General features: G+C 61.6%; 11 protein-coding genes. 5 read left to right on the top strand and 6 right to left on the bottom strand.

The annotated features are described in order from the left end of the window. The 3 genes from VF497_RS00990 to VF497_RS00980 form a co-directional block, all read left to right on the top strand. Positions 1-833, top strand: an 833-nt coding sequence (locus VF497_RS00990) for a class I SAM-dependent methyltransferase (protein WP_330885365.1), incomplete at its 5' end; no start/stop codon positions are given. A gap of 134 nt (positions 834-967) precedes the next feature. Continuing rightward, the gene (gene galE / locus VF497_RS00985) at positions 968-1,984 is read left to right on the top strand and encodes a UDP-glucose 4-epimerase GalE (RefSeq protein ID WP_330885363.1); all 1,017 of its coding nucleotides are present in this window, start codon (positions 968-970) and stop codon (positions 1,982-1,984) included. Then, a complete protein-coding gene (locus VF497_RS00980) occupies positions 1,981-2,916 on the top strand; it encodes a glycosyltransferase family 2 protein (protein WP_330885362.1) in 936 nt (311 codons plus the stop codon). Before galE ends, VF497_RS00980 begins: the two co-directional genes overlap by 4 nt. Here VF497_RS00980 and VF497_RS00975 read toward each other — a convergent pair. From VF497_RS00975 to VF497_RS00965, 3 genes are read right to left on the bottom strand one after another with little or no spacing between them, the layout of a single operon-like run. After that, positions 2,897-3,316: a GtrA family protein gene (locus tag VF497_RS00975; protein WP_330885360.1), complete on the bottom strand. Its 420-nt coding sequence runs from the start codon at positions 3,314-3,316 to the stop codon at positions 2,897-2,899. The two genes, VF497_RS00980 and VF497_RS00975, sit on opposite strands and share 20 nt — an antisense overlap. After that, positions 3,317-3,934, bottom strand: a complete 618-nt coding sequence (locus VF497_RS00970) for a class I SAM-dependent methyltransferase (protein ID WP_330885358.1) — start codon at positions 3,932-3,934, stop codon at positions 3,317-3,319. Then, positions 3,931-4,791, bottom strand: coding sequence for a glycosyltransferase family 2 protein (locus VF497_RS00965; protein ID WP_330885356.1), 861 nt, complete (start codon positions 4,789-4,791; stop codon positions 3,931-3,933). Before VF497_RS00965 ends, VF497_RS00970 begins: the two co-directional genes overlap by 4 nt. Positions 4,792-4,926: 135 nt before the next feature. Between VF497_RS00965 and VF497_RS00960 the strand changes: the two genes are divergently transcribed. Next, positions 4,927-6,804 carry a hypothetical protein gene (locus tag VF497_RS00960; RefSeq protein ID WP_330885354.1) on the top strand — a complete coding sequence of 626 codons (1,878 nt, stop codon included), beginning with the start codon at positions 4,927-4,929 and terminating at the stop codon, positions 6,802-6,804. A 98-nt stretch (positions 6,805-6,902) separates the two neighbouring features. Here VF497_RS00960 and VF497_RS00955 read toward each other — a convergent pair whose 3' ends face one another. Further along, positions 6,903-7,748 (bottom strand): class I SAM-dependent methyltransferase, encoded by an 846-nt coding sequence (locus tag VF497_RS00955; protein ID WP_330885352.1) that lies wholly within the window; start codon positions 7,746-7,748, stop codon positions 6,903-6,905. 259 nt (positions 7,749-8,007) lie between these two features. Between VF497_RS00955 and VF497_RS00950 the strand changes: the two genes are divergently transcribed. Next, positions 8,008-9,963 (top strand): glycosyltransferase family 39 protein, encoded by a 1,956-nt coding sequence (locus tag VF497_RS00950; protein ID WP_330885350.1) that lies wholly within the window; start codon positions 8,008-8,010, stop codon positions 9,961-9,963. A 6-nt stretch (positions 9,964-9,969) separates the two neighbouring features. On the opposite strand, the gene tsaB is transcribed toward VF497_RS00950, so the two are convergent. Then, entirely contained in the window at positions 9,970-10,683 is a 714-nt protein-coding gene (gene tsaB, locus VF497_RS00945) for a tRNA (adenosine(37)-N6)-threonylcarbamoyltransferase complex dimerization subunit type 1 TsaB (protein ID WP_330885348.1), read from the bottom strand. Between the two features lie 155 nt (positions 10,684-10,838). Beyond that, positions 10,839-11,429 (bottom strand): inner membrane CreD family protein (locus VF497_RS00940; protein ID WP_330885346.1); only part of this gene is annotated, 591 nt, incomplete at its 5' end.

Raw genomic sequence — 11,429 nt, 5'->3', positions numbered from 1 at the left:
CGCTGGAGCAAGCCGCGCGTGAAACGCTCTCTCGGCGCGCACGCTTCGTCAGTATCGGCGCCGGCAATTGCGATGTCGAGGTGCGCATCGCACAGCGGCTGCGCGAACGCGGCATCGAAGATTTCACCATCGAATGCCTGGAACTCAATCATTTGATGCGCGAACGCGGTGCCGCACTCGCGCACGAGGCTGGTCTATCCGCGCACGTGCTGCCGGCCGATGGCGACTTCAACCGCTGGCAACCGCAAGGCCAATACGACGCGATCATCGCGAACCAGAGCCTGCATCACGTCGTCAATCTCGAAGGCCTGTTCGACGCGATCGCGAGCGCGATATCCGAGCGCGGCGTCTTCGCCACCTCGGACATCATCGGCCGCAACGGCCATCAGCGCTGGCCCGAAGCGCTCGCGATCGTGCGCGAATTCTGGCGCGAACTGCCGATCGACTATCGCTACAACCTGCAACTACTCCGCCGCGAGAAGACGTTCCGCGACTGGGATTGTTCACGCGAGGGCTTCGAAGGGATCCGCGCCCAGGACATCCTGCCGCTGCTGATCGAGCGTTTCGATTTCGATTTCTTCTTCGCCCACTCGAACCTGATCGACGCGTTCATCGACCGCAGCTTCGGCCCGCATTTCGATGCGGAATCGGAGCGTGACCGCGTCTTCATCGATCGCGTGCAAGCACGCGACGAGGCCGAAATCCTCGCCGGCAACATCACGCCGACGCACATGCTGGCGGTTTTGCGGCGCAAGGACGGCTGTGGCGACAGCGGCAACGCGATTCGTACCTGGAAGCATCTGACACCCGCATTCTGCCTGCGCAAACCGTAGGAGACGTATTGAAGCCGGTTTTGATCGCGGCGCCATACGCCCCGGCGCGGCCCGCAACGACGCGCAATTCGCTATGATTTCACCATGATTCGAACTTCGTTCCTGCAACACCTGCCGCCACGCGGAGAATTTTCGTGACTGTGCTCGTGGTCGGTGGCGCCGGCTACATCGGCTCGCATTTCGCGAAGTGCCTGGCCCAGTCCGGCCAAGTGCCCGTCGTGCTCGACAATCTCTGCTCCGGTCGCGCGGACGCGGTCAAATACGGACCGCTCGTGGTCGGCGATGCCGGCGACGCGGAGGCTCTGCGCGAAACGTTTCGGGCGCATCGTATCGATGCCGTCGTGCACTTCGCCTCGCACATCCAGGTTGGCGAATCGGTAACGGACCCGGCCAAGTACTACGCAAACAACGTCGTCGAGACATTGCGCCTGCTCGATGTGATGCGGGAGGCCGGCATTACCCGTTTCGTGTTTTCCTCGACAGCGGCGGTTTATGGCCTGCCGCAATCGACACCGATAGCGGAAACGCATCCGCAGCAGCCGATCAACCCGTACGGCCGCAGCAAGCTCATCATCGAGCAGATCCTCCAGGACTACGCGCACGCCTATGGTCTGCGCCATGCGAGCCTGCGCTACTTCAACGCGGCCGGCGCCGACCCGGACGGCGAACTCGGCGAATGCCATGATCCGGAAACCCATCTGATTCCGCTCGTGTTGCAGGCTGCGTCGGGCCGACGCGAAGCGATCACCGTCTACGGCGACGACTACGCCACACGCGATGGCACCTGCGAACGCGACTACGTGCATGTGACCGATCTTGCCGAGGCGCACCGCGCCGCGCTCGATTACCTCGCTGGTGGCGGCGAATGCGGCGCGTTCAATCTCGGCACGGGCACAGGTTACACCGTTTCCGAGGTCATCCGCGCTGCGGAGCGGATCACCGCAAAACACATCGCGGTGAAGCAAGCCGCGCGGCGCGAAGGCGACCCGGGCCGTCTGATCGCCGATCCGAGCAAGGCGCAATCGGCTTTCGGCTGGAAGGCACGGTTCTCCGATCTCGACACGCTGCTGCGACACGCCTGGCGTTGGGAGCGGACGCTGTGTGGCGAGCGCGCCGCCACAAACCCGACAAACGGACTCGTCACGCCATGACCAAGCTCGCCCTCGTTCTGCCCTGCTACAACGAAGAGGAAGTGCTGCCAACGGCGATCGAACGCCTGCTCGCGTTGAAGCGCGAGTTGGTAGCCGAGCAGTTGATCGACGATGCCTCGACGATCACCTTCGTCGACGACGGCTCGCGCGACCGTACTTGGCAGATCATCGAGCAGGCCGCGGCAAAAGATTCCTCGATCCATGGCATCAAGCTGGCGAAGAACCGCGGTCACCAGAATGCGCTGATCGCCGGCCTGCTCAACGTCGACGGCGACGCGGTGATCAGCGTCGATGCCGACCTGCAGGACGACCTCGGCGCGATCCGCGAGATGGTGCGCGAGCACGCAGCCGGCGCACAGATCGTCTACGGCATCCGCAGCGCGCGTGATACGGATACTTGGTTCAAGCGCTGGACCGCGGAAAGTTTCTACCGCGTGATGCACCTCGTCGGCGTCGACATCGTGTTCAACCACGCGGACTATCGCCTGATGAGCCGCGCGGCGATCGAGGCGCTCGCGCAATTCGACGAGGTCAACCTGTTCCTGCGCGGCATCATCCCGCAGCTCGGCTTCCGCACCGCCGAGGTCCGTTACGCACGCGCCGAGCGCTATGCCGGCGAATCGAAGTATCCGTTGAGCAAGATGCTTTCGCTTGCGTGGAACGGTCTCACCTCGTTCTCCGCCGGACCGCTGCGCTGGATCACCATGTTCGGCATCGTCGTATCGGCCTTCAGCTTCGCGGTCGGCGGCTGGGTGCTGCTACGCAGCGTGTTGTTCGGCGGTAACGTGCCGGGCTGGGCATCGACCGTGATCCCGGTCTATTTCCTCGGCGGCATCCAGTTGCTAGGCATCGGCATCATCGGCGAGTACATCTCGAAGATCTATCTCGAAACCAAGCGCCGGCCGCGCTACATCATCGAGAAGACGGTGTAGAACGGAACACGAAAGACTTCTGCAGGAAGTACGACAGCAGCACCGTCACCGGCGTCGACAGCAATCCGCCGACATAGGCGTCGAGACCAAACCGCATCAGCAGCCAGATCAGGCCGAGGTTGAATGCGTACAGGATCGCCCAGACCACGAAGTACGGCAGCAGCTTCCACGGATTGCGGTTGTCGAAGACGAAGCGGCTCTGCGTGGTGAAGTTGATCAGGATGCCGACGATCAGCGAGGCGAGACTGGCCAGAGGCACGGCGAGGCCGATCCAGAGAAACGCCCAGTAGACGAGGATGTTGAAGCCGGTATTGGCGCCGCCGACAAGGACGAAGCGCACGAACTGCGGGCGCAACAGCGGCGCGATGCGGCGCGCCCAGAAACTGTCCGCTGCGGCCACCTAGGCTTTCCGCCGATAGACCAGGTGCAGTTCGTGGAACACGAACCAGTCGCCGACCGAAGCCTTGTCGATCGGGAAATAGTCGGCGCGTTCGAGCGCGTAGCCCTCGCACTGCTCGAGGCCGTTGTCGCGCACCCATTCGCGCGTGACGAAAGTCCTGTGCGTCGCATCCGAGGCGTAACCCTTGGCACCGGGAACGATGGCGACGATCGTGGTCACGCCGAGGCGCGCGCAGGCACGCCAGAGCTTGTGCATCACCCCCGGCGTGTCGTCGAAGTGTTCGAGCACGTGCGAGATCGTGAACGCGCGATAGCGACCGGCTTCGAGCTGGCTCAACGAGAAGTCGTCGCTGTAGGCGTCGTAGAAACGCGCATCGAGTCCTTCACTGCGCAGTGCTTCGACCAGATGCGGATTCACTTCGAGCCCGACCGAGCCGGCAGGCAGGCGCGAAAGCAATTGGCCCGCGCCGCAACCGAAATCGATCGTCGGCCCCGCGTCGACCTCGCTCAGCACGCGATCGAGATAGAACTTCTTGATCAAGCGACGCAGCGGATGACGGCTGCGCCGCAGCTGTTCCGCCGCATAGGTCGAACCGAATTCCGGTGTCGAATCGCTCACATCGAGTTCTCGCTCACGCCTTGCCGCCGCAACAACCACCAATACACCGCCTGACGCAGGCGCGCGTTGATCTTCGCCACGCCGATGCCAAGTGCCAGTTCGGCCCTGCCGATGCGGTATTCCGGCAGCGCCTGATATTTGCGCGCGAACGCGGCGAATTCCGCGCATTGCGCCGCGCCGATCGCCACGCTCCACGAACCCTGCGAGATGCGGAACGACGACAGCGGACGCGCCAGATAATAGCCGTCGCCCGCGCGCAGCGCACGAAACCAGTAGTCGAGATCAATCATGTAGCCGTAAGTGCCGTCGAACGGCCCGATCCGTTCGGCAAGTTCGCGCCGCATCAACACGTTGCCGGGCTCGCCGATCAAATTGGTGCCCTTGCGGATGCAGGAGGCGATCAGGCCGTGAGCATCGACGTGACGATCTCGTGCGCCGAATGCCGCGCGCTGCATGATCTTGCGTCCATCGGCGTCGACGAAATCGCGAGCGCCGAACACGAGCGCGAGGCGCTGCTGTGCATCCTGCTCAAACTCGGCTACCTGGCGCGCGAGGCAATCGGCTTCGAGCAGATCGTCCTGCGGCATCAGCTTGAAATACCTGCCGCGCGCCTCGTCGCGGCAACGATTCCAATTGCCCTGGGGGCCGAGGTTGCGCGCATTGCGCAGGTAGCGAATGCGCGAATCGAGATAGCCCGCGACGATTTCCGCTGTGGCATCGCTGGAATTGTCGTCGATGATGACCAGCTCGAAATCCGCATGCGTCTGCGCCAGCACAGAATCGATCGCCGCGCGCAGATGCGCCGCGCCGTTGTAGGCGGGCATGCACACGGAGACGGAAGGAACAGGCGTGGACATGGCGATGCGACCGCAGCGAACGGATCGAAAGGGGCGCAATCATACCCGATCGTCCTTCTCTGCCGGGCCGATAACGGGAGACGAAGCCGATCCGGATTGGGTTAGACTACGCGACCGTTCGTACCGCAAGAGACCATGGCAATCAACAGCTTGCCCAATCCACCGGCGCACCGGTCACTGTCGTCGCTCGCGTCGCTGTCCGCCATCGCAACCCGTTATCTGCTGACTTCCTGGTTCCTCGGCTGGTCGATCTTTTTCGCCTGGACCTCGATCTGCGCGATCATCAATTTCAGCTTGCACCAGCCGTTCTCGGACGAGTTCGTCAACTACCAGACCTTTTTGAATCTGCCGTTTCCGGCCAACGTGCTGCAACCGGGCAACGGCCACCGCCCGATCTTCCCCAACCTCATCATCGAAGCAGAGAACCGCTGGTTCGCCGCCGATCACTCGCTGCAATTCGTCTTCGGCCTGTTCTGCGCCGTGCTGACCGCGCTTGCCGTCGCGCTGTGCGCCTGGCGCGAGCGCCAATTGACACCCGCCGCGCGCGCGGTCTGCGTCATGCTCGGCACGCTCGGCGTGCTCGGCCTAGTCAATGGACGCATGCTCTTCCACAGCTACGAGTCCTTGCACGTCTATCTGCTTACGCTGTCGGTCGCGCTCGCCGGCATCGCCACGTTCGAGGCTTGGCAGCGGCAACAGCGGCGCTGGCTGCTGGGCGCGTGTGCGGCATGCACGGTCGCGATGTTCTGCTTCGGCTCCGGCGTCGCCAGCTTTCCCGCCGTGATCATCCTCGCTTTCGCCCTGCGCCTGCCGGCGCGCTGGTACGCGATTCCCGCGGCAGTTCTCGTGTTTTGCCTGTTTCTGTATCTGATCGCATTGCCCGGCGACCAGGGCGTGCGCAACGTGCTCGCCTTCCGTCCGTTCGACAGCGTTCTCGTCGCCGCGGACTGGATTGCCTCGCCATGGGTGCGGCTATGGCTCGGCCACGCGCCGCCCGTGCTCGATGACTCGTTCACCAATGGGATGCCCTATGCACGCTTGGGCGAGCAGGTTGTCGCCAGCGCGACGTGGTTGCAGGGCGTGAGCGGCCTGTCGTGGCGCATGCTCGCACGCCTCGTCGGTTTCGCTGGTATAGGACTGTTTCTGCTGCTGCTCGGCCGCTTCACCTTCGTGCGCGAGGCAAAACCGACGCGCCTGCAGGCACTGGCGCTGATGTTCGGCCTGTTCGCACTCGCCACCGCAACGGTGATCAGCCTCGGCCGACTTGACTACTTCGTGAAATACCCCGAGCAGGTCTGGGCAGACCGCTACGTCGTCTGGCCGAACCTGTTCTGGTGCGGCCTTGCGATCCTGCTGATACTCGAAGCACAGCGCCTGCGCTCGAAGATACTCACCGTGTCCGGTTCGGCATTTCTGATCCTGCTGCCACTCGTCGCGCTGCCAACCCAATTCGCTTACGCCACCTGGGCCAGCATCGTCTATCGCCATTCGCAACAGGCGGCGGCGGTCGTGCGCAGCGGCCTGTTCGAAGCCGGTTTGTTCCCGAGCGGCGACGACGCCAGCGCCGACGACGTACAGCGCAGCCTCGCACTGTTCAAGCAGCGGCGTCTGGCGATGTTTGCCGATCCCGCGTTCGAGAAGATCGACAGCATCTGGAGCGGAGCGATCGAAGCTTCCGATCGCCTCAAGGGCGAGGCGCATGTCTACAACACGCTGGACGATTCGTTGACTGGCATGCATGCCGCCCACTTCGAAGGCAGGATCGATGCTGGCGCCGGCGAAATCCGGCGCGACGGCCAACTCGCCGTGCTCGACGAGAGTAACCGCATCGTCGGCCTTGCGGAGTTCAGTCACATCGTAAGCGACAGCGCGTTGTTGTTCGACACGCCGCACAAGACTGGCTTCGACGGCTACATCCGCGACTATCGCAGCAATGCTCGATACCTGCTTGTATTCTTGTCGCGCCCGCAGGACCCAGCGGTATTGCTCGGCGATATCCGCACGCCGCCTTGACGCGGATAGATCCTTAGAACAAGGAGCCTAGAACGAAGAATCTAGATCAAGAACTTAGGAAAGCCCAGTTTTCCCAAAGAGTTGTACCGCACTCCGACTCAACCGCATTCAAGCCAGATACTGCCGCCTCCATACAGTGCATCTATTGGACGACGAAGAGCAATTCCGAGAGACTCTTTGTGGTTCACGAAAGCATTCATGCTACCGAAAAGCACGCGGAATTTTTTACTGAACGTCAGCAGAGCGCGGAGAACATATTGCTCATTCCAACTTCGGTTCTCCTCGAGAACCCATTGGACCGGATAATCCAGCGGGAAAAATATGTCGTGCACATGTACACGCACGCCAGGTTTCAACCGCGGGAGAATTTCAAAATAAAGATAGTTGACATCACTGCCGGTTTTCGAGACGTGACTCGAATCGATAAATAGAATATCGCCTGACTCCAGTTGCTCGAATACCTCGTACGGCACGTGCTGGACTTTTTGCTCCAGCAGTTCGATAGAGGACATCTCCTTCAAGAAAGGTCTTGGGTACGGCTCTACAGATAGCACTTTGCAGGCGCCAGACAAGAACCTCTCGTTTACATCGGAAATCAGAACCGTAGAGTAGCCGGAGCCGACCTCGATTATCCGGTTCGGTCTCCACTCTCTAAGCAAAACAAACAGAGCTCGTGCATCGAGCCAACTGAACTGGGAGTTTCTTATATAGAAACGCCTTAGCGCAGTATCTGGATCCCCCTGTTCCGGATACTGAAAATCTTCGTAATACTTCCCAAATACTTCACGCAATACGTACTCGTGATAGGACTCGTTCAGATCGATTCCAATCAGTTTTGGCACCTGGTTTGGCCATATTTTTTCGTACTCTGAACGCAATTCATCGGGATTGACGATTGGTGAATAAAAGTGACCATTTTCGTGCGCGGGTACGATGTCGTTCATGGTAAGAATTTCGGACTAATGTCGGCGCCAAGAGAAAAACGGCGAACGAGCTGGAAGGACTTTCGATCATCGCAAATTGACACTCTAGCATTTTCGTTGCGCTAACCACACGAACAGCACTTTCCTAGCAAAATCGAGAATCGCTCTGCAAGCCACTTCGTTCTTGCCCGCTTGATCGCCGAGATGTCGACTCAACCAAACGATGCGGTAGACTTCCAACCATCCATAAACATCGGCCATCTCAGGGCAAAACCTCTCCATGAAGGAAATGCAACCGTTGCAAGGAACGAGTGCCGGTCCGGCCACGTTCCTATTTAAACTACTCGCGGCGCTATGCTTTCTGTTCGCCCTGTTTATCGCCCTGCACTACGCCGGCCAACTTCCGTTTGACCTGCACTCGTTCCGTCAAACGCAAACGGCACTGACTTCGTACTGGTTCGTCCACGAGGGATTCCGCCTCGACTATCAAACTCCCGTCGTCGGTTATCCCTGGTCGGTTCCGTTCGAATTTCCGATCTACCAGTTCATCGTCGCCATTATCGTCAAAGCCACCGGTGCGCGGCTCGACGTGGTCGGCCGCCTGCTCTCGTTCCTGTTTCTGGTCGGTTGCGTGTTTCCTGCGCGCAGCGTGATGCGCAAGCTCGATCTGTCGAGCACCGTTCTTTACGCCTTCGTCGCGCTGCTGTTTTCCAGCCCGATCTACGTGTATTGGGGGCGGACCTTCATGGTCGAGACCGCCGCGCTGTTTTTTGCCGTATGCGCACTGCCGTTCTTCGTCGACCTGCTGAACGCGCCTCGGGTGAAACCGATCGCGTGGTTCACGCTGTTTTCCACCTTGGCTATGCTGCAAAAGGCGACGACGGAACTGCCCCTGCTCATGGCGCTCGCCGTGGTCTACGCAATTCATGCGTTGACCAGCGAGGGCTGGAAGGCCGCGTTCAAACCACGTACCTTGCTTGTGGCAGTCATCTGCTTCGCTATTCCCGTCGCCGTCGGTGCGATCTGGACGATATACACAGACCAGGTCAAGCAACTCAACCCGATCGGCGCACAACTCACCTCCGGCGCCCTGACCGAATGGAATTGGGGAACCCTGGCGCAGCGCAGTTCACGGGATTTTTATCTCGAGGTGATCTGGCGACGGCTGTTCGAACAGAATCTCGCCGGGCTGCTCGGTCTGTTCGCGTATCTGTCAGCTTTCATCCTGCTCCCGCGAACCCGCCGCAGGGAAAAATTCGTCGTCGCATTCTGCCTGCTCGCGGGGTTGTTGCCGCCGCTGATGTTCTCCAACCTGCATCGCGAGCACTTCTATTACCCGACGGCGAACGTGATTTTCCCGCTGTTCGGACTTGCCGTCGTCGCCGGCGCCTGCGCCGAGGAGGGCTCACGCCGTGCGGCACTCGCTCTGGTCGGCGTTGCCATCGCCGTCGTCACCAACCTGGCGGCTTTCCATGAGCACTACTTCGCCGTTGCATCCACGCGATTCGACTCGTTCAATTCGCGCGATATCGCGATCGGTCGGATTCTCCGGCGCGAAGTTCCGGAATCCCAATCCATCGCCGCCTATGGTTTCGACTGGAGTTCGACGGTCGCCTATTTTTCCGAACGCAAGGCGTTTACCGTCGCACCGTGGTTCAAGCGCTACGACGAGGCCGTGCAGCATCCCGAAGCGTTCGTCGGCGATGCCCCGCTCGGCGCTATCGCAGCGTGCCTGGCCGATGCCGACCCCTACTTCATGCCAATGCTGCGCTCTGCATTCGCCAAGGGCTGGAACTTCGCCAGCACGCACGGTTGCTATGTCGCGACGCCAGAGCGACCGTTGCCGAAACTCGATGCCTCGCCGCGTCGCAACGATGCCTGTGAAGGCAGCATCGAGTCCGCCACCGCGCTGCTCGACCCGAAGACGAAAAAGCCCCTGGACCATATCGTCCACATCTGGGGATGGACCACCGCCTCTGGCGCCGACGGCAAGTCCGGCGGCGATGTCCATATCACGCTGACCGACGCGTCGGGCGCAACGACCGTCCGCCGCGCGCTGCGCGTTCCACGCGCGGATATCTCCGCCCAATTCCATCGCAAGAAACTGGACGACGCCGGCTTCTCGCTGATCATGGACGCTTCGAAATTGGACGGTCGCTACGAAGTCGGCGTGATCCGCGAGGCGAACGGGCAACTGGAGACCTGCCAGTGGCGGAAGGATCTTCTGATTGAATAACACATTTCAGCGCGCGCGCTGTTCTTCCAGCGTCAGCGCCACCTTGTCGCGCAGGTAAACCGGCAGCGCGGCCTCGGGCGCAGAGCCTTCGCCGCGGGCGAAACGCGGCGTGGCGAGGCGCAACACGGCATGCGCCTGCGGATAGCGTTTGCCGTCGGCGAACGCGGGCGGCGCGGGCAGACGCGCGGTGAGCGCGTCGCGATAGGCATCCCAGCCGCTGCCGACCACGCTCCACCGCGCATTATCCATTTGTGGATTCTTTGGCAAAATCCACTTTTCCGCGGGACCGACCGCCTCGTCCGAAATCGCCTCGACCAAGCCATCGGCCGTGCGCCGGAACGTCCCTGTGTAGACCTCGCCCATTCGCGCATCGATCACGGCTAGAATGGGCTCGTCGCGATGTGCCGCATGGGGCGCATCGAGTGCGAGCGCGGCAAGTGAGGATACCGGCACGACCGGCAGGTCGAGTCCGAGCGCGAGGCCCTGCGCGACCGAGATCGCCAGGCGCACGCCGGTGAACGCGCCGGGGCCGCGCCCGACTGCAATGCCGTCGAGATCGCGGCGTGCAAGTCCGGCTTCCGCGAGCAACGAGGCGATCATCGGCAGGATCAACTCAGCATGCCGGCGCGGCGCCAGTTCGCTGCGCTCGATGATCTTGCCGTCGAAGCCCAATGCGGCAGAACAGGCTTCGGTAGCGGTGTCGATGGCAAGCAGGTTCATGGTGTGGCTCTTGTCTTCCCTTCTCCCACCGGGAGAAGGTGCCCGAAGGGCGGATGAGGGAAAGTCGTTGCACGATTGCGGCGTTGCTCGTTCACGCAAGGCTTCCCTCACCCGTCGCGCTGCGCGCGCCGACCTCTCCCGGAGGGAGAGGTGAATCACGCGTTCGCATAAGTATACCAATCGACTTTCCGCGTCAGATACATCAGCGCGGCTACGACGGCGAGCAAGGCGATTGCGCCCATCAGCAACGAATACTGCTCGCTGACAACTAGGCCGTAGAGCAACGCGTAGATCAGTGCCAGCGCGGCGCCGAGCATGGCTCCCGCTTTACGGGCCTGCAATACGGCCGCCGCGTAGCCGCCGACGAGCAGAACCACGGCCGCGGCCGCCGCGAGATAGGCCCAAGCGAAACCGATCTGTTCGGACAGCGCGAGCAGCACGACATAGAACGTGGTCAGCGCGAGGCCAACGAGCAGGTATTGCACCGGATGCACGCGCAGTTTCTTCAAGACCTCGAACAGGAAGAAGGCGACGAAGGTCAGGGCGACGAACAGCACGCCGTATTTGCCCGCGCGCTCGTTCTGCTGGTACAGGTCGGCCGGCTGGTACAAATTCACGCCGAACGCCGCAGCGGCCGGATCGATGCCGCCCTCGCCTTCCTGCCAATGCTGGCCGTAGCTGCGGTTGAGATCGAGCACCTGCCATTGCGCGGAGAATCCCTTCTCGTCGACCGCGCGCTGCGCGGG

The organism is Rudaea sp., from assembly GCF_036383415.1.
Lineage (GTDB): Bacteria > Pseudomonadota > Gammaproteobacteria > Xanthomonadales > Rhodanobacteraceae > Rudaea.
Note: the sequence above shows the minus strand (reverse complement) of the source record. Positions and strands in the feature narration are given on the sequence as shown.

Coding starts and splice junctions, on each gene's coding strand:
- tsaB (WP_330885348.1), bottom strand. CDS start 10,683: ATGAACCTGCTTGCCATCGACACCGCTACCGAAGCCTGTTCTGCCGCA.
- VF497_RS00950 (WP_330885350.1), top strand. CDS start 8,008: ATGAAGGAAATGCAACCGTTGCAAGGAACGAGTGCCGGTCCGGCCACG.
- VF497_RS00965 (WP_330885356.1), bottom strand. CDS start 4,791: ATGTCCACGCCTGTTCCTTCCGTCTCCGTGTGCATGCCCGCCTACAAC.
- VF497_RS00960 (WP_330885354.1), top strand. CDS start 4,927: ATGGCAATCAACAGCTTGCCCAATCCACCGGCGCACCGGTCACTGTCG.
- VF497_RS00955 (WP_330885352.1), bottom strand. CDS start 7,748: ATGAACGACATCGTACCCGCGCACGAAAATGGTCACTTTTATTCACCA.
- VF497_RS00980 (WP_330885362.1), top strand. CDS start 1,981: ATGACCAAGCTCGCCCTCGTTCTGCCCTGCTACAACGAAGAGGAAGTG.